We start from the raw sequence: 21680 nt of genomic DNA on the forward strand, positions 1-21680 counted from the left end.
CCCCCGCAGCGTCTCCCCCTCCCGAGCAGTCACCAACAACGTCGTCACCGGAGACTCCCGCCACGCCACCAGACGCTCCTTGATCCGCTCCGGAGGCCCGACCAGCGAGATCTCGTCCGCGAACGCGCTCGGCACGGCCATCACCGCCTCGTCGCGTTTGCCATCAAGGAAGAGTTCCTGGATGCGGTCGGCTTCGGCTTCGTAGCCCATGCGGACCATCAGGTTCTTGTGGAAGTTCGCGCCCTTGGCGCCCATGCCGCCGATGTAGAAGGCCAGGGCGCCCTTGATGGGCCACAGGGCCTGTTCGATGTCTTCGGGGGCGGGGCCGGTGAAGGCGAGGTGGACCATGGCGGTGATCTCGAAGCCGGGCTTGGCGGCGGCGATCTGGTCGGCGTAGACCTCGGGGCGTTCCGGGACGTAGTACAGGGGGAGCCAGCCGTCGGCGATCTCGGCGGTCAGGGCGACGTTCTTGGGGCCCTCAGCGCCAAGGAAGAGGGGGAGGTCCTTGCGCAGGGGGCGCAGGTTGGTGCGCAGGGGCTTGCCCAGGCCCATCGAGTCCGGGCCCTGATACGGCAGGGGGTAGTACTCGCCGTCGTTGGTGACCGTCTCGCGGCGCAGGACCTTGCGGATCACCTCGACGTACTCGCGGGTGCGCGCCAGCGGCTTCGGGTACGGCCGGCCGTACCAGCCCTCGACCACCTGCGGCCCGCTCAGCCCCAGCCCCAGGATCACGCGGCCGCCGGAGAGGTGGTCCAGCGTGATGGCGTGCATGGCCGTGGCGGTGGGCGTGCGCGCCGCCATCTGCGCGATGCCGGTGCCCAGGCGGATGCGGCTGGTGCTGGCCGCCAGGTACGCCAGGGGCGTGAACACGTCGGAGCCCCACGACTCCGCGGTCCAGACCGAGTCGTAGCCGAGGTCCTCGGCCTCACGCGCCAGGCCGACCCAGTCGTACGAGGGCGGGGTGGAGGCCCAGTAGCCGAGCTGGAGGCCGAGCTTGAGGTCCGCGGTCATGGAGGCTCCTCGCCGGGGTCTGGGACGGAACTAGAACACGTTACAGTAATGGGACGGCAGAGCGCAGCCTACGTGTGGTCGCGACTGCTCGCCAGAGGTGAGATTTCGTCGTAGGTGAAGGCGGACGGAGCGCTGCCTTCGTAGACGCTTCGGATCAAGGCGTCCTGCGGGAGGACCCAGCCGGACTCGCGGAAGATCTGCTTCACCACATCGCGAAGCTCCACAGCAGAACCCTGCGGTAGCGGGGCAGCTCGGTGTCGTCCACGGCTTGCAGTTGGTCGGCGTCCAGGAGAGTCAGCACCACTTCGGCCTCGCCGCCGGGGTCCGCGAACGGGGAGTTGGCAACGTAGCCGTTCCGCGCGACGTGTGCTGAGACGCCGACACCGAGCCGTGATACGCGCAGCGTCGTCATCGGGACGACTACGGGAAGGCCGAGCCGGCTCAGCTTGTAGCGCAGCTGGCCGGGCGTGGCGTTGGAACCGATCGCGATCACCGGATGACGTTTGCCGTTCGACGGCCCGCCGGCCTCGTCGAGCGCCTCGTCCAGAGTCGCGCCGCCGTCGACGAGCCAGCTACCCATGTGCTGCTGCTCTGCCGACGCCATCGCAAACAACTGCGATCCGCTGAGCAACGCGGGCCCGTCGACCGTCCGACCGGGATAGCTCAACGGGTCGAGGGCCGGGATGCCGTCCATCCCGGCCCTCGACAAGCTCACCAATTCCGCCCCCGCGCGTTCGCCACCATCACCGCGAACGGCGGGATGAACGCCGCCACGACGCTCATCGCGATCGCCAGGCCCGGCGAGAACAGCCGGACGACGGTCCAGGCGAGGATGACGAGCACCAGGCAGGTGCCCATCATGATCAGGTAGACCTGCTCCCGGGTCCGCTGCGACAGCGGCGAAGGGTCCTCCGGCCGGTCCTCGGGCTCCTCGACGGGGTGGTACGGCGGAATGTCGCGCCCGGGCTGCCAATGCGGGCCCTGACGGATGTGGCGGACCACGACCAGCGCGTCGACCAGGGCGGCGAGGCCGACGACGGCGCAGAAGACGACGAAGCCGACGGCGTGCTGGGTGAGGAAGAAGACCACCCCGCCGATCGCACTGGCCAGCCCGATCAGAGCCATGGTCAGCCGCATGCGCAAGGGACTGCGCGCGTGCATGGGCTCGTCGCCGCTGCGGATCCGGTGCGGATCGAACCTGGTCATCGCGATGCTTCGCTCCTCTCTTCCAGAGTAATGCCCGGTGGGGAGGCTCGGATATCACCGACACACCTGGCCGCCGCGGTCGTTCGCCACAACCATCACCACATCAGCCACGCCGAGCCGCGCCCTACCGCTGCACCAGCCACGCCGAGCCGCAGCTCGCACACACCTCGCCGCCGCACCCGCCTGCCCGCCTGCCCGCCGCGAGCATCATCACATCAGCCATGCCAACCCGCACCGCCGTGCCAGCCGCGCCGAACCGCTACTCCAAGCCGAGAACCAGGCACCGCCGTGCCAGCCGGCCACCCTGCCCGACTCCCCCGAGCACCGCCGCACCAGCCATCAGCGCCGAGCCGCAGCAGCCCAGCCCAAGCCCCCACCACGCCAAAGGCGGCCCGCAGCGCTCCGCCGCAGACCGCCCCAGCTACCAGAGCCCAACCACCAGCCCTACAACCCCTACATAGCCGCCTGCATAGCCCGCAGCTCCTTCTTCAACTCCCCGATCTCGTCCCGGAACCGAGCCGCCAGCTCGAACTGCAACTCCGCCGCAGCCGCGTGCATCTGCTGCGACAGGTCCTCGATCAGCCCCAGCAGCTCCTCCGCCGGCTTCCCGGCCACGTCCAGCGACCGCATCGTCCCCCTCGACGCGACGCCCGGCACCGGCGCCTTGCCGCGCGACTGCTGCCGTCCCGAGCCGCCGAGCAGCTCGGCGGTGTCGGCGTCCTCGCGCTGCAGCAGGTCGGTGATGTCCGCGATGCGCTTGCGCAGCGGCTGCGGGTCGACGCCGTGGGCCTCGTTGTACGCGATCTGCTTGTCGCGGCGGCGGTTGGTCTCGTCGATCGCCAGCCGCATCGACGGGGTGATGGTGTCCGCGTACATGTGGACCTCGCCGGAGACGTTGCGCGCCGCGCGGCCGATGGTCTGGATCAGGGAGCGCCCGCTGCGCAGGAAGCCTTCCTTGTCCGCGTCGAGGATCGCCACCAGGGAGACCTCGGGCAGGTCCAGGCCCTCGCGCAGCAGGTTGATGCCGACCAGGACGTCGTACTCGCCCAGGCGCAGCTCGCGCAGGAGCTCCACGCGGCGCAGCGTGTCCACCTCGGAGTGCAGGTAGCGGGTGCGGACGCCGCGTTCCAGGAGGTAGTCCGTCAGGTCCTCGGACATCTTCTTCGTCAGCGTCGTGACCAGCGAGCGCTCGTCGCGGGCGGCACGCGCCTGGACCTCGGCGACCAGGTCGTCGATCTGGCCGTGCGTCGGCTTGAGCACGACCTGCGGGTCGACCAGGCCGGTGGGCCGGATGATCTGCTCGACCGGGGTCTTCGAGGGTTCGTCGGCCTGCTTGGCCAGCTCGTACGGGCCCGGCGTCGCCGACAGGTACACCGTCTGCCCGACCCGCTCCTCGAACTCCTCCCAGCGCAGCGGGCGGTTGTCGATCGCCGAGGGCAGCCGGAAGCCGTGCTCGACCAGCGTGCGCTTGCGGGAGGCGTCGCCCTCGTGCATCGCGCCGATCTGCGGCACGGTGACGTGCGACTCGTCGATGACCAGCAGGAAGTCCTCGGGGAAGAAGTCGATCAGGGTGGACGGCGCGGAGCCGGCCTCGCGGCCGTCGATGTGCCGGGAGTAGTTCTCGATGCCGGAGGTGAAGCCGACCTGCCGCATCATCTCCAGGTCGTAGGTGGTGCGCATGCGCAGCCGCTGCGCCTCCAGCAGCTTGCCCTGCTTCTCCAGCTCGGCCAGCCGGTCGGCGAGTTCGATCTCGATGTTGCCCAGCGCGCGCTCCATCCGGTCCGAGCCGGCGACGTAGTGCGTGGCCGGGAAGACCCGCAGCTCCTCGTCGACGGTCAGGATCTCGCCGGTGACCGGGTGCAGCGTCATCAGCCGCTCGACCTCGTCGCCGAACATCTCGATCCGGACCGGGTGCTCCTCGTAGACCGGGAAGATCTCGACGGTGTCGCCGCGCACCCGGAACGTGCCGCGCGTGAAGGCCAAGTCGTTGCGCGTGTACTGCATGTCCACGAAGCGGCGCAGCATCTTGTCGCGGTCGTGCTCCTCGCCGACCCGCAGCCGCACCGAGGCCTTCAGGTACTCCTCCGGCGTGCCCAGGCCGTAGATGCAGGACACGGTCGAGACCACGACCACGTCGCGCCGGGTCAGCAGCGAGTTGGTGGTGGAGTGCCGCAGCCGCTCGACCTCCTCGTTGATCGAGGAGTCCTTCTCGATGTAGGTGTCGGTCTGCGGGACGTACGCCTCGGGCTGGTAGTAGTCGTAGTAGGAGACGAAGTACTCGACCGCATTGTTCGGCAGCAGTTCCCGGAACTCGTTCGCCAGCTGCGCGGCCAGCGTCTTGTTCGGCGCCATGACCAGGGTCGGGCGCTGGACCTTCTCGATCAGCCACGCGGTGGTGGCCGACTTGCCGGTACCGGTGGCGCCCAGCAGCACCACGTCCTTCTCCCCGGCCGCGATCCGCCGGGCCAGCTCGGCGATGGCCGCCGGCTGGTCGCCGGCGGGCTGGTAGTCGCTGACGACCTCGATCGGCGCGACGGTGCGGGTGAGTTCGGACAGAGGGCGCATGGTCTAGAGATTACGCGGCGCCTCTGACAAGCGCTGACAAGCGCCGACAAGCGCGGGAACGCCGCGGAGCGGTGCTCAGCGAGAATCGCCTCATGTCACACGCGCCACTCCTGATCCTGGTTCACAGCCCGTTGGTGGGCCCCGCGACCTGGCAGCCGGTCGCGGATCTGCTGCGGGGTCGGTACGAGGTACATGTGCCGAGCCTGCACGGCATCGCCGCCAGCCCCGGACCCTACGCGCGCCGCTTCGCCGAAGCAGTCGCTCGCGACGCACACCACGACGAGATCGTCCTCGTCGGCCACAGCGGCGCCGGCGCCTACCTCCCAGCCGTCGCCGACGCCCTCAGCGGCCGAGTAAAAGCCGCCGCCTTCATCGACGCCCAACTCCCCCGCCCCGGCCTGAGCGACTTCGACGCCTCCCCACCCGACTTCCGCGAAGCCCTGACCGCGATGGCCCACGACGGCATGCTCCCGCCCTGGAACCAGTGGTTCCCACCGGAGCTCATGACAGAGCTGATTCCGCATACGGAGCAACGAAAAGCCTTCCTGGACGAGCTCCACCCGATCGCCCTCGCCTACTTCGAAGAGCCGGCCCCACACACGGTGACCTGGCCCGAAGCCACCCGGTGCGCATACCTCCAACTCAGCGAGGGCTACCAGGAGCAGGCCGACCGCGCCGAAGCCCTCGGCTGGCCCACGACCCGCCTGGACGCCGACCACCTCGCCGTCGTCACCCGCCCCGAACCGGTCGCCGCATTCTTGTCAGAGTTCGTGGAGACGCTTGCCAAGCGCTAATCCTTGTTCAATACTGCGCACTAGCGCGCGCCAGCGGTCTAGACCACGCACCTTTCGCTCAAAACCATGCACCGCTCCCCCTAGTGAACCGGGCAGGTCCATGCGATCCCTCCGCATCCTCCCGGCGGCTGCCCTCATAGCCGCCGTCGTCCCCGTCTCCGTCGCTGCGGCTCCGCAGGCAGCGCACGCCGCCTCCGGTCCACCGCAGACGGTCCCCGCCGTCCGCACCTGGTCAGCGGGCTCCGGCTCCTACACCTGGAGCTCAGCGAGCCGCGTCGTCATCGACCCCGCCTACGCCGCGCAGCTCCAAGGCGACGCCACCACCTTCGCCACCGACCTGTCCGCCCTGGAAGGCCGCACCGTCGGCGTCGCACAGGGCACCGCGGGCCCCGGCGACATCGCCCTGACCCTCGGCGGCAGCCAGCCCTCCGAGGGCTACACCATGACCGTCGGCACCAGCATCTCGATCCAGGGCAGCACCACCACCGGCGAGTTCTGGGGCACCCGCAGCGTCCTGCAGCTCCTGCACCAAAGCGCGACGATCGCGGCCGGCATCGCGACCGACTCCCCCGACAAGTCCGAGCGCGGACTGATGCTGGACACCGGCCGCCGCTTCTTCGACGTGGCGTTCGTGGAGAACCAGATCCGCGAGATGTCCTACCTCAAGATGAACTACCTGCACCTGCATCTGTCGGACACCTATGGCTTCCGGCTGGAGAGCACCACGCACCCGGAGATCACCTCCGCGCAGCACTACTCCAAGCAGGACATCGCCACCATCATCGCGCTGGCGAACCAGTACCACGTGACCGTGGTCCCGGAGATCGACATGCCGGGCCACATGGACGCGATCCTGTCCGCCGAGCTGGGCATCGGCCACGACTACCGGCTCAAGGACAGCAGCGGCAACGCCAGCAGCAGCTTCATCGACCTGACCATCCCCGGTGCCCGGCAGCTGATCAGTGACCTGATCACCGAGTACGAGCCCTTGTTCACCAACAGCTCGTACTGGCACCTCGGGGCCGACGAGTACGTCACCAACTACAGCTCCTACCCGCAGCTGCTCACCTACGCCCAACAGAACTACGGCGCGAACGCCACCGCCAAGGACACCTACTACGGCTTCGTGAACTGGGCCGACGGCATCGTCCGGGCCGGCGGCAAGACGATGCGGATGTGGAACGACGGCCTGAAGTCCGGCGACGGCACGATCACCGTCAACCCGGACATCATCGTGGAGTACTGGTACGACTACGGGCTCACCCCGCAGCAGCTCATCGACGCCGGCCACACGGTCGCGAACGAGTCCTGGACCCCGACGTACTACGTCTACGGCGGCGCGAAGCCCGACACCACGTGGATGTACGAGTCCTGGAACCCCGACCTGTTCCAGGGGTCGAACACCATCAACGACAGCACCAAGGACCTCGGATCCCTGATCCACGTCTGGTGCGACAACCCGGGCGCCGAGACCGAGGACCAGACCGCCGACGGCATCAAGTACCCGATGCGCGACCTCGCGCAGATGACGTGGAACTCCCCCAAGCTGGTCTCGACCTACGCCGCCTTCGTCCCGATCATGGACGCCGTCGGCCGCAACCCGCTCTACCCGAAGCCCTCCATCGCCGGCGACCTGGCGCAGGGCAAGCCGACCACCGCCTCCAGCATCGAGACGGCGAACTTCCCCGCGTCCGACGCCACCGACGCGGACCTGAGCACCCGCTGGTCCAGCCAGTACGTCGACCCGACGTGGCTCCAGGTGGACCTGGGCTCGGTGCAGACCGTGAACCGCGTGGTGCTGGCCTGGGAGGCCGCGTACGGCAAGAACTACCAGATCCAGCTGTCCAACGACGGCACGACCTGGACTACTGTCGCCACCCGCACCAACGGCACCGGCGGCACGGAAACCCTCACGTTCCCGAACGCCACCGGCCGCTACATCCGCATGGACGGCACAGCGCGCGGCACGCAGTGGGGCTACTCGCTATGGGAGTTCGAGGTCTTCGACGACGCGGCCTCATCGTTGAACGGCACGCACACGATCACCACCGGCGGCCAGGCCCTGGACGACCCCGGATCCTCCACCGCGACCGGCACCCAGCTCATCACCTGGGTCCTGCACAACAGCAGCAACCAGCAATGGACCTTCGCCCAGCAGCCCGACGGCTCCTACCAGCTAACCAACGGCGCGTCCGGGCTGTGCCTGGACGTGACCGGCAGCTCCACGGCGGCCGGCGCGGCCGTGATCCAGTGGACCTGCACCGGGAACGCGAATCAGCACTGGAACGTCAAGGCACTGACCGGCGGCGGCTACACGATCGCCTCGGTGACCAGCGGTCTGCTGCTGACCACCGCCTCGACGGCGAACAACGCGCTGGTGACGCAGCAGAGCGACAGCGGCAGCGCGTTGCAGCACTGGTCGATCAACTAGCAGCAGCTCAGAGGTCGAAGGCGTAGCGGTTCAGCGTCCGTCCGGGGATCGAGCCCGACGGCACGACACCCACCCGGACAAAGCCCATCGCCTCGTAGAACGGCTCGGCGTTGGGGTCCGCATCAAGAACTACGGTGCGGACCCCGGCGCCGCGCGCGAGTTCGAGCATGTGCTGGAGCAACCGGCGTCCCACGCCCTTGCCGATGGTGTCCGGATCGACGAACAGGCTCCCGAGCTCAGCCTCCGGCGGCTCCCCTTCCAGTGTCGCCACGGCCACGACCCGGCCGGCGGCCTCGGCGACCGTCATGCGTGCGGGGACCACCTCGTCGGCGTGGATCGTGAGCTCCGCCCGGCACCTCTCCATGAACTCCTCGCTGTAGCCCCAATGGGCCTTGGAGCGCATGACGAGCTCGGTGAGCACCTCGGCCTCAGCGGGCCGGGCCGGTCGCACAGTCACATCCGAAAGCATTCCTCAGACCTTACCGAACGCACTGTGTTTTTCTCCGCGCGGCCTTGGATTCTGCTCGGAAAAGCTCGACTCGCACCCGCCGGTGAGAGATAACTCTCGGGCAATCCCCACCCCTCGGAAGGAGTACCTGTGAGACTCCGCAAAACCCTCCTGGCGTCCCTCGCCGCCGGCGCGTTGGCCGGCGTCGGCGCGCTGACGTCGGGCAGCGCCTCGGCCACGCCGCCGAACGCCACGTACACCGTTACCATCGGCTCAAACGGCAGCTTCTCCGCGCAGTCCGACTCCCCGGCCGGGGCGTTCGTCGACCGCGACGGCACGTTCTACTTCCAGGAGTCCTACTCGGGCTACGGGTCGACCGACGGCCGGGTCTGGCAGTTCTACTCCGGCAGCGACTTCGACAACGCCGGCCTGAACTCGACGATCAGCAACTCGGTCAACCCGGCCAACTCCCAGGACGCGAACAACAACACCACCTGGCGCTGCGACAACAGCCCGACCGGTCTGTCCTCGACCAGCGCCGGGTCCGGCTCGGGCTACACCCAGCCGAACTTCTGCGACCTGATCGGCATGTGGGTGGACCCCGACACCGGCAACTGGGTCGGCCTGGTGCACAACGAGTTCACGCCCCAGCCCTTCGGTGACGGCCTCCACTACGACGCCATCGACTACGCCGTGTCCACCGACCGGGGCCTGACCTGGAAGATCACGGGCCACGCGATCACCTCGCCGTACAGCACGACCCGTAACGACACGACGGCGTTCCCGAACCAGACGTACTACTACGGCGACGGCGACCAGCGGCTGTACGTGGACACCGCGTCAGGGTACTTCTACGTCTACTACGGCTCCCGCGTCGTCCCCAAGGGCGGCGTCGGCGGCAGCACCGGCGGCCTGGCGCACGTCGCACGCGCCCCGATCAGCGGCAAGATGGCGACCGGGACCTGGCAGAAGTGGTACAACGGCAGCTGGTCGCAGCCCGGCGTCGGCGGCCTGGAGAGCAACATGGAGCCGGTCGGCTCCGGCAACCCGAACGGCTACACCGCGCCGGCCAACGACTACGACCCGGCAAACACCGGGACCGTGGACCAGCAGGTGTCGGCCGGCCAGCTGCCCTCGAAGTCGCCGCTGTTCATCATGAACATCACCTACGACGCCTACCTGGGCCTGTACCTCGGCACGCCGGAGGTCGTCTCCGGGACCCAGCCGCAGCAGTACTACGTCACCGACGACCTGTCGACGCAGAAGTGGTACTACGTCGGCGACTCAGGGTCCTCCTACACGCAGGGGTCCTGGTACCGGTGGTTCGCCGACAGCGGCGACAAGTGGAACCCGACCATCGTCGGCAAGTCGTTCCGCGCGTACTGCTCGGTGGCCTGCGTGAACAACGCCGGCTCGCTGTACACCAACGAGACGATCGGCTCCACCGCTCCGGCGCAGCCACCGGTGGACACCACCAAGTCCTACACGATCGGCACGTCCGCGGGCCGCGTGCTGGCGCAGGTCGCGAACAGCTCGGCGACCACCTCGGACGCCGCCGCGTCCGGTTCGGCGCTGGAGGCGTGGCAGTTCACCGCCAACGGCGACGGCTCCTACCGCATCACCAACGCCTCGACCGGCCAGGCCCTCGGCGTCGACTCCTCGACGACCTCCAGCCGGGCTTGGGGCACCGCTCCGACCGCGACGACGCTGTCCGGCGGGACCGGCAGCGTGGGACAGCAGTGGTGGATCGTGCCGGCGACCGGCGCCGGCGGCAGCTACAAGCTGGTCAACAGGTACAGCGGCCTGGTGCTGGCGCTGTCGTCGAACACCTCGCGGCTCGCCGAGACCACACCGACGCGCGCCTGGAACGACACCTCGGGCAGCAGCGTCGGCGGCGGACGGACCGCGGCGGAGCAGACGCTGGCGTTCACGGCGGTGACGTCGTCGGGCGCCGAGACGGTGACGGTCGCGAACCCGGGGACGCAGACCACGACCGTGAACACCGCGGCCTCGCTGCAGATCACCGCCTCGGACAGCAAGAACAACACCCTGACGTACTCCGCCACGGGACTGCCCGCCGGGCTGTCGATCAGCTCCTCCGGATTGGTCTCCGGCACGGCGACCACCGCCGGTTCGTCGAGCGTGACGGTGACCGCCTCGTCGGGGACCGCGAGCGGCTCGACGACGTTCACCTGGACCGTCGGGTCGGCGCCGGTCAGCCTGAACGGGACGCACACGCTGGCCGCGTCGGGCCAGGCGCTGGACGATCCGAACCACTCCACGACCGCCGGGACGCAGCTGATCACGTGGTCGCCGAACGGCGGGTCGAACCAGAAGTGGGTGTTCACGCAGCAGTCGGACGGCTCGTACCAGATCCAGAACCAGCAGTCGCAGCTGTGCATGGACGACAACGGCGGGTTCACGACGCCGGGGACGTCGGTGATCCAGTGGACCTGCACCGGCAACAGCAACCAGCACTGGACGGCGACGAAGCTGGCCGGCGGCGCGTACACGTTGACGAACGTGAACAGCGGGCTGCTGGTGACGACGGCTTCGACGTCGAACGGGGCGCTGGTCACGCAGCAGACCAACACCGGGTCGGCGCTCCAGCAGTGGACGATCAACTAGCAACGACGTAGCAAAGCGTGCCAGGCGCCCGGATCAATGACGATCCGGGCGCCTGCACTTTTCTCCGCGCCGACTTGGATTCTGCTTGAGAATGCTCGACTCGTTGCTCGATCTTGCGAGATAACCATGTGGTACCACCGGATGAACGTTCAGAGCTGAACGGAGTACCTGTGCGACACCCGCGCAAATCCCTCGCCGTGACGACCGCTGTCGCAGCGGTCGCGGCCATGGCGTTGCTGCCTTCGGGCCAAGCGTCGGCGGCCTCGGCGGCGTCCGGCGCCAAGCCCACGTACCAGATCTCGATCGGTGCCGTGAACGGCTTCGCGTACCCGGACGACACCCCGGCCTCGGCCTACCTCGACGCCGACGGCTCGTTCCACTTCCAGGAGTCGTACTCGCTGTACGCCAAGACCGACCCGCGCTCGTGGGAGTTCTACAGCGGCACGAACTTCGACGACGCGACGCTGGACACCGGCCTGAGCAACGCGGTGAACCCGGCCGACGCCCAGGACTCGAACAAGGACACCACCTGGCGCTGCAACAACAGCCCGACCGGCCTTGAGTCGACGTACATGAACAACGGCACCGGCTACTACTCGCAGCGCAACTACTGCGACCTGTCCGGCACCTGGGTCGACCCGGACACCGGCGACTGGTACGGCCTGGTGCACAACGAGTTCACCCCGCAGCCCTTCGGCGACGGCCTGCACTACGACGCCATCGACTACGCGGTCTCGCACGACCACGGCAAGACCTGGTCGATCCTCGGGCACGCGATCACCTCGCCGTACAGCACCACCCGCAACGACACCAAGGCCTTCCCGAACCAGACGTACGACTACGGCGACGGCGACCAGCGCCTGTTCGTGGACCCGGCGTCCGGCTACTTCTACGTGTTCTACGGCTCCCGCATCGTGAACAAGCCGGGTACCGGAGGCAAGCAGAACGGCGGCCTGGCGCACGTCGCGCGCGCCCCGATCAGCGGCAAGATGGCCGCCGGGACCTGGCAGAAGTGGTACGACGGCAACTGGTCGCAGCCCGGCGTCGGCGGCCTGGAGAGCAACATGGAGCCGGTGGACGCCGCGAACCCGACCGGCTACACCGACCCGGCGCACGACTACAACCCGGCCACCACCGGCACTGCCGACCAGCAGATGGCCGCGGGCAAGCTGCCGACGAAGTCGCCGCTGTTCATCATGAACATCACCTACGACGCCTACCTGGGCCTCTACATCGGCGAGCCGGAGACGGTCGGCCAGACCGGCAAGGAACCGCAGCAGTTCTACGCCACCGACAACCTGGCCACCCAGAAGTGGCGCCTGATCGGCGACTCGGGCAGCTACGTGTCCGGGTCCTGGTACCGGTGGTTCGCGGACACCGCGAACCAGTGGAGCCCGACGATCGTCGGCAAGACGTTCCGCTCCTACTGCTCGATCGCCTGCGCGACCTCGGACGGGGAGTACGCGGACGTCACGATCGGCAGCTCGGCCCCGGCGCGGCCGGTGGTGCCGCAGGGTCAGAACGTGGTCATCAACAGCGGGAACGGCCGGGTGCTGGCGCAGGCCGCCGGCAGCTCGCGGGTGACCTCGCTGGACGCGTACTACGGCTGGGCGCAGGCGGCGTGGTCCATCGCGCCGACCGGCGACGGGTCCTACACCGTCGTGAACGCCGCGACCGGGGACGCGCTGGGCGTGGATTCCTCGAAGACCGCGGCGCGCGCCTGGGGCACGGCTCCGTCGGCGACGCCGATCGGCGCGTCCGGCCCGAGCGTGGGCCAGGAGTGGTTCGCCGTGCCGAACGCCGGCTCGCCGGGCTCGTTCCGGCTGGTGAACCGGGACAGCGGCCTGGCGCTGGGGATGGCGTGGGACTCCTCGCGCTCGGCGGAGACCACGCCGGTGCGGACGTGGACGGACACGTCCGGCAGCACGGTCGGCGGCGGGCGTCAGCCCTCGGAGCAGACGCTGACGTTCACGCCGGCGCATCCGGGGCAGGGCCCTGAGGTCGTGCACGTGGCGACGCCGGGGAACCAGAGCGGCGTGGTCGGGACCGCGACGAGCGTGCAGGTCAACGGCAGCGATTCCAAGGGCCGGCAGCTGCGCTACTCGGCGACCGGGCTGCCCGCGGGCCTGACCATCGACGCGCGCAGCGGCCTGGTCAGCGGCACGCCGACCGAACCGGGGACGTCCCCGGTCACGGTGACCGCCTCCTCCGGGCACGCCTCGGCGAGCACCACGTTCACCTACGCGGTGAGCCCGAAGCCGGTGGACCTGTCCGGCGTGCACGCCCTGGCGAATTCGGGACAGGCGCTGGAGACGCCGAACGGTTCGAAGAACGGCGGCGACCAGCTGGTGACCGGCGCCGCTTCGCGCGCCACGAACCAGTGGACGTTCGCGCGTCAGACGGACGGCAGCTACACGCTGACGAACGGCGACTCGGGCATGTGCGCCGACGACAACGGCGGCAACACGGCGCCGGGGACCGCGGTGATCCAGTGGTCGTGCTCCGGGGCGGTGAATCAGCGCTGGACGGCGACACAGCTGCCGTCGGGGTTGTGGACGTTGAAGAACAACCACACCGGACTGCTGCTGACCACGGCTTCGACGGCCGCCGGTGCGCTGGTGACGCAGGAGACGGACACCGGCTCCGCGCTCCAGCAGTGGACGCTGAGCTAGTCGACAGCGGCTCAGAGCCGGGGCCGCCGCGGGGACATCCTCGCGGTGGCCTCGGTTTTTCGGCTCGTTCGTAGCTCGGGTGGGAACACCGGGTGGTAAACACCGGGTGGGAACACCGGGTGGTAAACACCGGGTGGGAACACCGGGCAAAGTCGGATGACCTCAGCCGGTGCGGCCGCGAGACTGGCGCGATGACTGGTTCCGCATTGCCTCATGTGCTCCGACCGCGTGCTCTGAGGCCCGGAGATCTCGTCGTCATCGCGGCGTTGTCCGGGCCGCTGCCAGCCGAGTATGAGCCCAATGTCGAGCGGACGGTGGTCGTGCTCGAACGGATGGGGTTCCGAGTGCGCCGGGCTCCGCTGCTGGAAGCGGGGCGGGGCCGTTGGTGGAGCGCCGCTGCTCCGGCGGAGATCGCCGGGGAGCTCAATGGTCTGCTGCGGGATCCCGAGGTGCGTGCGATCGTCGCCAGTGACGGCGGCCAGACGGTGTTCGGCTACCTCGACCTGATCGACGTCGAGGCGATCAAGGCCGACCCCAAGCCGATCCTCGGCTACAGCGACATCTCGCTGCTGCACTTGGTGCTGTATGCGCGTACCGGGTTGGTCGGGTTCCACGCCGATATGGCCGTGCCGGGCTTCGGCGGGCACTGGCAGTCCGCGACCGCAGCCAGGCAAGCCGAGTTGGAGAAACTCTACTTCGCGCTGCTGACCGGTGACGAGGCGATCGGTGCGCTGCCTGCGAGTGCTGCGTGGGAGTGCTGGCGTGCCGGTCGGGCCGGTCGAGTCGAGGGCCCGTTGATCGGCGGTGTGATCAACCGCATCGCGCTGGTGCAGGCGACGTCGTTCGGGCTGCCGCTCGAAGCGTTCGACGGTGCCGTGCTGTTCTGGGAGGAGTTGGGCGGTCAGGCCGCGTACGTGTGGAGCTACCTCCAGGTGCTGCGGCACGCGGGCATCCTCGACCGGATCGCCGGCATGGTCGTCGGCGTTCCGCGCGACATCGCAGGGTTGGAGCCCGGTGCGTCGCCGACGCTGCGCGAGATCGTGCTCGACGTCCTCGGCGACCGGGACATCCCGGTCCTGGGCAACGTCGAGGTCGGGCACGCCGGGCCGAATCTGCCGATGCCGCTCGGGGTCCGGGTCGGGCTCGACGCGGAGCAGCGGACACTGTCGCTGCTCGAACCGGCCGTAGAACGCGCCGCAGGACCAGCCTCCTGACAGACATGCCGAAGCCCTGGACCGGAGGGGATCGGTCCAGGGCTTCGGTTTACTCGCGGAGTGCGCCTATACGGCAGCCACAGCGACAGGGCGCTCCGCGGGCTCCAGGGCGAGGTCCAGGACCTCGCGCACGTCGCCGACCAGGTGCACGGTCAGCTTGTCCAGCACCTCGTCCGGGACGTCGTCCAGGTCGGGGCCGTTGCGCTTGGGCAGCAGCACGGTCGTCGCACCGGCCTGGTGCGCGGCCAGCAGCTTCTGCTTCACGCCGCCGATCGGCAGGACCCGGCCGGTCAGGGACACCTCACCGGTCATCGCCACGTCCTTGCGGACCAGGCGCCCGCTCAGGAGCGAGGCCAGGGCCGTGGTCATCGTGACGCCGGCGCTCGGGCCGTCCTTGGGCTGGGCCCCGGCCGGCACGTGGACGTGCACCGCGCGCTTGCTGAGGTCCGCCACCGGCAGCTCCAGCTCGGCGCCGTGCGAGCGCAGGTAGCTCAGCGCGATCTGCGCCGACTCCTTCATCACGTCGCCCAGCTGGCCGGTCAGAGTCACGCCGGTGCCGCCGGTCTCCGGGTCGGACAGGGAGGCCTCGACGAAGAGCACCTCGCCGCCGGCGCCGGTCACCGCCAGGCCGGTCGCCACGCCCGGCACGGCCAGGCGGTCGGCGGTCTCCGGGGTGTGGCGGGGACGGCCCAGGTAGTCCTTCAGGTTCTCGACCGTGATGACGAGCTTGGTCTTCGAACCTCCGGGAGCTGTTTCGGGAGTCACCTCGACGTCAGCCGCGTCCGTGTTCGCAACAGGTGCGTCGTCGGATGCGACTTCAGTGTCCTGATCCAGAACCGTCGCCGGGCCTGGTTCTCCAATCAAGCTCAGCGCCGCGGCTTCAGAATCCGCCAGAGCCGTCTTCGCGGCGACCTTGCGCAGCACCCGGGAGATGGCGCGCTCCAAGTCACGCACACCGGCCTCCCGCGTGTACTGCTGAGCCAGCAGCCGCAGCGCCTCGTCGTCGAACGCCACCTCGTCGGTGGACAGCCCGGCGCGGTCGATCTGGCGCGGCAGCAGGTGGTCGCGGGCGATCAGGACCTTCTCGTCCTCGGTGTAGCCGTCGAGCCGCACCAGCTCCATGCGGTCCAGCAGCGGGCCCGGGATGGACTCCAGGACGTTGGCCGTGGCCAGGAACACCACGTCCGACAGGTCGAGCTCGACCTCCAGGTAGTGGTCGCGGAACGTGTGGTTCTGCGCCGGGTCCAGGACCTCCAGCAGAGCCGCCGTCGGGTCGCCGCGGTAATCGGCGCCGACCTTGTCGATCTCGTCCAGCAGGACGACCGGGTTCATCGTTCCAGCGTCCTTGATGGCGCGGACGATCCGGCCCGGCAGCGCGCCGACGTACGTACGCCGGTGACCGCGGATCTCGGCCTCGTCCCGCACACCGCCGAGGGCGACGCGGACGAACTTGCGGCCCATGGCGCGCGCCACGGACTCACCGAGGCTCGTCTTGCCGACGCCGGGCGGGCCGACCAGGGCCAGCACCGCGCCGGAGCGACGTCCGCCGACCAGCTCCAGACCCTTGTCCTGCCGCTTCTTGCGCACGGCCAGGTACTCGACGATCCGCTCCTTGACGTCGTCCAGACCCGCGTGGTCGGCGTCCAACACGGCACGCGCGCCGGCGATGTCGTAGGAGTCCTCGGAGCGCTCGCTCCACGGGATCTCCAGGACGGTGTCCAGCCAGGTACGGATCCAGCCGGCCTCGGGGTTCTGGTCCCCGGAGCGCTCCAGCTTGTCCACTTCCTTCAGCGCCGCCTCGCGGACCTTGTCGGGAAGGTCAGCGGCCTCGACGCGGGACCGGTAGTCCTCCTCTTCGGAGGCCTCCTTGCCGTCGAGCTCAGCCAGTTCCTTACGGATCGCAGAGAGCTGGCGGCGCAGCAGAAACTCGCGCTGCTGCTTCTCCATCCCGTCCTCGACGTCCTTGCGGATGGTCTCGCTGACGTCCAGCTCCACCAGGTGCTCGCGGCCCCAGGTCAGCAGCTTCTCCAGCCGCTCGTCGACGCTCAGCGTCTCCAGCAGCTCGACTTTCTGCACGGCCTTCAGGTACGGCGCGTAGCCGGCGGAGTCGGCCAGCTGCGACGGGTCGGAGATCTGCTGCACCATGTCGACGACCTGGAAGGCCTCGCGGTGCTGCAGGATCTCGATGGCCAGGTCCTTGTACTCCTTGGCCAGCTCGCGGGTCTTCGAGGTGATCGAAGGCTCCTCGAGCACGATCGCCTCGACCCACAGGGCCGCGCCCGGACCGGTGGTCCCGACGCCGATGGTGGCCCGGTGCGTCCCGCGCACCACGGCGACCATGCGCCCGGAGCCGGCCATCCGGCCGGTCTGCTCGATGATGGCGACTACGCCGGACTTGGCGTAGTTGCCGTCCAGCCGCGGCACGAGCAGCACCTGCGGCTTGCCCCCGCGCGTGGGGCCGTTGGCGGCGGCGTCCACGGCCGCGCGGGTCTCGGAGTCGGACAAATCCAGCGGCACGACCATGCCCGGCAGGACGACCGCGTCGTCCAGCGGGATGACCGGGAAGGCCTTGGTCGCGCCGGTCATGTTCTCGCTCATTCGCTGTGGCTCCCTACAAGAAGTAAGTTGAGTCTGACTCACTCAATGTCTGGGAGCCGCGTGGTGTTCCCGAGGGGTTGTTCGCTGTGAGCGATCGGATGTGCGGCGGCGGAAGGTGACGGGGTTTGCGCAGGTCGGCGCACCTGCTGTGCTCGATCAGGTCATGAACTGGTCGTGCCGCGCATAGAACTCGGTCCACTCCTCCGGCGACAACACTCGCCCCGCGTTCCGGATCTCCGCCAGCTCCTCGAAGTACGGCTCGCGCGGCGCCCCCGGCGCGAACAACACCAGCATCGAGGCCGCCTCCCCCGAGGTGTTCGCGAAGCTGTGCACGCCGCCCGGCGGCACGAACAAGTAGTCGCCGGCGTTCGCCTCGCGCCACGTCGCGCCGTCGTAGAGCGCGACGCTGCCGTCCAGGATGAAGAAGGACTCGGAGAACGTGCGGTGGTAATGCCCGCTCGACGTCGTGGTCTGCGGCTTGCCCGGGAGCATGTCCCAGCGGTACAGGCCGTACAGACCGTCCGTGGTCCCGCCGGTGGACAGCAGGCTGACGCGCGAGGCGCCGCCGATGTTCAGCTCGGGCTCGGCGTCGGCGGTGCGGAACGTGGCGCTGACTTCGCCCTGCTCGGCGAAGTAGCGAGGTGAGGGGTACGACATGCCCCGAACACTACGGCCGGGCGTCCGCGGGCCGGTAGAGCCGATCTTGGCTCGCGTCCCTGGGCCACTTGGCCGAACTGCGGGGATCCGCCGCCGAATCCCACCCCGATCACCACCGAATCACCACCGAATCACGCCGTATCGCGCCGAATACTGAGACGGATATCCCGCGATATTGACGTTCCCTGAGATTTGCTGTCATTCTCAGAACATGAGACGCGCCACTGTTCTCGTGGCTCGCCGTCACGTCGATCTGCGCCGGACCGCGAGCGCGATCTGTCCTGCGTGCGCATGCTGACTCAACGCCCCTGAGCTGGGCCGCAGCCAGTCTCCAGGCACATTAGTTTCTGCCTCCGAAATATTCGGACCCCATTAGTCTTCGTCCACCGAAGAATCCCAATCCGGGGAGTCCATTCATGCCCGCACGCAATGTCCGCCAGCTCCACCTGAACGCATTCCTGCACGCCCCCGGCCACCACGACGCGGCCTGGCGCCACCCCGACAGCGGCGGCGACCGGGCCCTGGACGGCGACTACCACATCGAGCTGGCGCGCACCGCCGAGCGCGGGCTGTTCGACGCGGTCTTCCTGGCCGACAGCCTCGCGGTCCGCAGCCGTCCCGACGTCACCGTCGCCGCCGGCCTGGAGCCGTTGACGCTGCTCACGGCGCTGGCCACGGCCACCGAGCACATCGGCCTGATCGCCACCGCCTCGACCACGTTCTACGAGCCCTACATCCTGGCGCGCACCCTGGCCTCGCTGGACCACATCTCGCACGGCCGCGCCGGCTGGAACGTGGCCACCGGCGGCGACCTGGCCGAGGCCGCCAACTTCAACCTGGACGAGCCGGTCGAGCACGCGGTGCGCTACGAGCGCGCGGCGGAGTTCCTGGACGTCGCCACACAGCTGTGGGACAGCTGGGCCGACGACGCCGTGGTGCACGACCGCCGCGCCGGCCGCTACGCCGACCCGGACCGCATCCGCGAGGTCGAGCACACGGGCCTGTTCTTCAAGGTGCGCGGCCCGCTGAACGTGCAGCGCACGCCGCAGGGCTGGCCGCTGCTGGTGCACACCGCCTCCTCCGCCGACGGCCAGGAGTTCGCGGCCCGGTACGCGGAGGTCGTGCTCACGGCCCAGCAGAACATCGCCGACGCCGCGGCTTTCGCGCACGAAGTGAAGTCGCGCGCCGCCGCCTACGGCCGGGAAGAAGACGTCCCCGTCATACTGCCGGGCATCTCGCCGGTCATCGGCTCCACGGAGGCCGAGGCCCGGCGGCTCGCGCGCGAGCTGACCGAGCTGCAGCTGGCGGAGCCGGGCGTGAGCCAGCTGTCCGACCTGCTCGACGTCGACGTGTCAGGGCTCGACCCCGACCGGCCGATCCCCGCCGGCCTGCTGCCGCGCGAGGAGGACCCGCTCTGCCACCGGTTCGCACGCTCTTGGGAACGGATACAGATCACCGACCTGGCGATCCGCGAGCGCCTGACCGTCGGCCAGATCGTCGCGCGCCTGAGCGGCGGACGCGGCCACCGCGCGGTGGTCGGCACGCCGGAGCAGATCGCCGACTCGCTGCAGGAATGGGCGCAGGCCGGGGCAGCGGACGGGTTCACCGTCGCACCGCCGATCCTGCCGGGCGGGCTCGCGGCGTTCGTCGACCACGTGGTGCCGGTGCTCCAGCGGCGCGGCCTGTTCCGCACGGAGTACGAGGTCGGCACGCTGCGGGAACGCTTCAACGTGGCCCGCCCCGAGGACCACTTCCCGGAGCCGGCGCCGACCGCCGTCCGACGAGCGGTGCTGCCACCGCTGGCCCGCGTCTGAGCGCCGGCCGTGCGCAGACACCCCCAGACTCCGCGTCCTGATCGCTGCCGGTAGGACGCGGACCCGCCGGGGTGGCCGAGCTGTGGGAGGATCGGCTGCCCCGGCGCCTTTTGGTTGGCGCTCAATGGTATTAGCCCTTGTATGTAGTACTTGCGTATGATGCTTGGCGCTCCATGGCGGCTCACAGTCGGCTCACACAGTCGGCTCGACGAGCCCGTGGCTCACCGCACAAGCCGCCGCCTGCAACCGCGAGTTCACTCCCAGCTTGTTCAACACCGCCTGCGTATGGCTCCGCACCGTCGTCACCGAGATCCCCATCGCCGCAGCCATCCCGCCGGTCGAGGCGCCGCTCACCAACTGCCGCAGCACCTCCAACTCCCGCGGCGTCAACGCCCCGGTCAGCCGCCCCGCCGCGGATGCCGTCCCGGGCCGCCGCGTCGTGACCGCGTGCCGCACCAGGACCGGGTCGTAGTACCCGGCGCCGGCGTGCAGGCGCTCTATCGCCGCCACGATCTCCTCTAACGTGCGCCGCTTCGACATCAGCCCGTCCACACCCGCGGTGATCAGCGCGTGCAGCGGCGCGGCGTCCTGCTCGGTGGTCAACGCCAGGACCTTCGCGCCGCGAAGGTTCGCCGCCTCCGCCAACACCGCGAGCTCACGCGTCGGCGTCCCGAAGTCCACGACGCAGATGTCTGCCTTACGACCACTCCCCGCCAAGCCGCGCGGATCGAAGCTGACCTCGACCACGTCATGACCCCGCTGCCGCAACGCCGACGCGAACGCCTCAGCGAACAGCCGATACGCGTCGCAGAGCATGACTCTCACACCACTTCAACGAGGCCCCGGAACGTCCGGTCACTCGATGACACTAAAAGGTGAAGATCTCAGGTCCCGCCGCCCAACCCCGCTTGCCGAGCGATGGCCGCCGCCTCCAACATGCTGTGCGCGTCCAGCTTCTTCAGGATCCGCCTGACGTGGGTCCTGACCGTGTGCTCGGAGACAGCCATTCGCTTCGCGATGGCCCGCCGGTCCAGGCCCTCGACCAGGCACTCGAGCACCAGCTTCTCCCGTACGCCCAACGCCGCCACCCGCGTATCAGAGTCCGCACCTTCCTGTCCCTCGCCACGCAGGTCGGCGATCGTGTAGCTGCGTAAGACCGCCGCCATCAGCTCCATCGGCATCCAGTACTCGCCGACCAGCGCGCCACGGACCGCCTTCACCATCTCCGCGCTCGACGCATCCGCCAGGATCCACCCCTGGACGCCGTCCTGAACCGCCTCCGCCGCCTCATCCACCGCTGTCGCCGGCCCGAGAATCAGGACCTTGGCATCCCCGACGCGCGCCAGCGCCCGAAGCAGCCGTCCGGGATGGCTGCGGAAGACCGCGACGTCCACCAGCACCACCTCCGGCCGGTGTTCGGCGACCGCCGCGAGCAGTTCCTCCGACCCGGACACGGTCGCGACCACCTCCAGCCCCTCCCCCCGCAGGTGGGCGGCCAGCGCGTCGGCCACGGCGCACAACGCGTCGCAGACCACGATCGTCCCCTCGGCCATGACCCGCTCCCCTGGTCGGTCCTGATCAATCCGGATCAGTCAGTACTTCCGATGAATGAGACCGAAGTGACGGCACCTGCACGATCTCA

17 protein-coding genes are annotated in these 21680 nt (G+C 69.3%); 7 read left to right on the plus strand and 10 right to left on the minus strand.

All coding sequences use genetic code 11. The features are described 5' to 3' along the window. The 5 genes from GWK61_RS31135 to uvrB form a co-directional block, all read right to left on the minus strand. The coding region (locus GWK61_RS31135; protein ID WP_194915043.1) for an LLM class F420-dependent oxidoreductase at nt 1-1011 on the minus strand (1011 nt) is incomplete at its 3' end. Nucleotides 1012-1079: 68 nt separating this feature from the next. Next, nucleotides 1080-1235 (minus strand): hypothetical protein, encoded by a 156-nt coding sequence (locus GWK61_RS31140; protein WP_194915051.1) that lies wholly within the window; start codon nt 1233-1235, stop codon nt 1080-1082. Beyond that, nucleotides 1214-1726, minus strand: a complete 513-nt coding sequence (locus GWK61_RS31145) for a hypothetical protein (protein ID WP_194915053.1) — start codon at nt 1724-1726, stop codon at nt 1214-1216. Before GWK61_RS31145 ends, GWK61_RS31140 begins: the two co-directional genes overlap by 22 nt. Beyond that, nucleotides 1723-2217, minus strand: coding sequence for a DUF6343 family protein (locus tag GWK61_RS31150; RefSeq protein WP_194915055.1), 495 nt, complete (start codon nt 2215-2217; stop codon nt 1723-1725). The genes GWK61_RS31145 and GWK61_RS31150 overlap by 4 nt, the downstream gene beginning before the upstream one ends. A 453-nt stretch (nt 2218-2670) precedes the next feature. Then, complete coding sequence (gene uvrB / locus GWK61_RS31155) at nt 2671-4782, minus strand: excinuclease ABC subunit UvrB (RefSeq protein WP_194915057.1); 2112 nt, start codon at nt 4780-4782, stop codon at nt 2671-2673. Nucleotides 4783-4874: 92 nt separating this feature from the next. Here uvrB and GWK61_RS31160 point away from each other — a divergent pair, with 92 nt between their 5' ends. Next, entirely contained in the window at nt 4875-5576 is a 702-nt protein-coding gene (locus GWK61_RS31160; protein WP_194915060.1) for an alpha/beta fold hydrolase, read from the plus strand. 100 nt (nt 5577-5676) lie between these two features. After that, nucleotides 5677-8007: a family 20 glycosylhydrolase gene (locus GWK61_RS31165; RefSeq protein WP_194915074.1), complete on the plus strand. Its 2331-nt coding sequence runs from the start codon at nt 5677-5679 to the stop codon at nt 8005-8007. Between the two features lie 7 nt (nt 8008-8014). On the opposite strand, the gene GWK61_RS31170 is transcribed toward GWK61_RS31165, so the two are convergent. Further along, the gene (locus GWK61_RS31170) at nt 8015-8476 is read right to left on the minus strand and encodes a GNAT family N-acetyltransferase (protein WP_194915081.1); all 462 of its coding nucleotides are present in this window, start codon (nt 8474-8476) and stop codon (nt 8015-8017) included. 129 nt (nt 8477-8605) lie between these two features. Between GWK61_RS31170 and GWK61_RS31175 the strand changes: the two genes are divergently transcribed. From GWK61_RS31175 to GWK61_RS31185, 3 genes are all read left to right on the plus strand, one after another. After that, the gene (locus GWK61_RS31175; RefSeq protein WP_194915082.1) at nt 8606-11083 is read left to right on the plus strand and encodes an RICIN domain-containing protein; all 2478 of its coding nucleotides are present in this window, start codon (nt 8606-8608) and stop codon (nt 11081-11083) included. A 227-nt stretch (nt 11084-11310) separates the two neighbouring features. Next, complete coding sequence (locus GWK61_RS31180; RefSeq protein ID WP_194915108.1) at nt 11311-13755, plus strand: RICIN domain-containing protein; 2445 nt, start codon at nt 11311-11313, stop codon at nt 13753-13755. 191 nt (nt 13756-13946) lie between these two features. Then, nucleotides 13947-14969, plus strand: coding sequence for a S66 peptidase family protein (locus GWK61_RS31185; RefSeq protein ID WP_194915083.1), 1023 nt, complete (start codon nt 13947-13949; stop codon nt 14967-14969). A 66-nt stretch (nt 14970-15035) separates the two neighbouring features. Here the strand turns inward: GWK61_RS31185 and lon are convergent, their stop codons facing one another. Continuing rightward, nucleotides 15036-17567 carry an endopeptidase La gene (gene lon, locus GWK61_RS31190; protein WP_194915084.1) on the minus strand — a complete coding sequence of 844 codons (2532 nt, stop codon included), beginning with the start codon at nt 17565-17567 and terminating at the stop codon, nt 15036-15038. A 156-nt stretch (nt 17568-17723) separates the two neighbouring features. After that, on the minus strand, nt 17724-18224 hold the full coding sequence (locus GWK61_RS31195) for a cupin domain-containing protein (protein WP_194915085.1): 501 nt from the start codon (nt 18222-18224) through the stop codon (nt 17724-17726). A gap of 211 nt (nt 18225-18435) precedes the next feature. Between GWK61_RS31195 and GWK61_RS60945 the strand changes: the two genes are divergently transcribed. Together GWK61_RS60945 and GWK61_RS31200 are read left to right on the plus strand one after the other, a co-directional pair. Beyond that, the gene (locus tag GWK61_RS60945; protein ID WP_369125628.1) at nt 18436-18522 is read left to right on the plus strand and encodes a putative leader peptide; all 87 of its coding nucleotides are present in this window, start codon (nt 18436-18438) and stop codon (nt 18520-18522) included. Nucleotides 18523-18640: 118 nt separating this feature from the next. Beyond that, nucleotides 18641-20038, plus strand: a complete 1398-nt coding sequence (locus GWK61_RS31200) for an LLM class flavin-dependent oxidoreductase (protein ID WP_194915086.1) — start codon at nt 18641-18643, stop codon at nt 20036-20038. A 192-nt stretch (nt 20039-20230) separates the two neighbouring features. On the opposite strand, the gene GWK61_RS31205 is transcribed toward GWK61_RS31200, so the two are convergent. Both GWK61_RS31205 and GWK61_RS31210 read right to left on the minus strand, forming a co-directional pair. Beyond that, a complete protein-coding gene (locus GWK61_RS31205) occupies nt 20231-20854 on the minus strand; it encodes a response regulator transcription factor (RefSeq protein WP_194915087.1) in 624 nt (207 codons plus the stop codon). A 68-nt stretch (nt 20855-20922) separates the two neighbouring features. Continuing rightward, nucleotides 20923-21591 (minus strand): LuxR C-terminal-related transcriptional regulator, encoded by a 669-nt coding sequence (locus GWK61_RS31210; protein WP_194915088.1) that lies wholly within the window; start codon nt 21589-21591, stop codon nt 20923-20925. Between the last annotated feature and the right edge of the window lie 89 nt (nt 21592-21680).

This window comes from Catenulispora rubra (genome assembly GCF_015356825.1).
GTDB classification, from domain to species: domain Bacteria; phylum Actinomycetota; class Actinomycetes; order Streptomycetales; family Catenulisporaceae; genus Catenulispora; species Catenulispora rubra.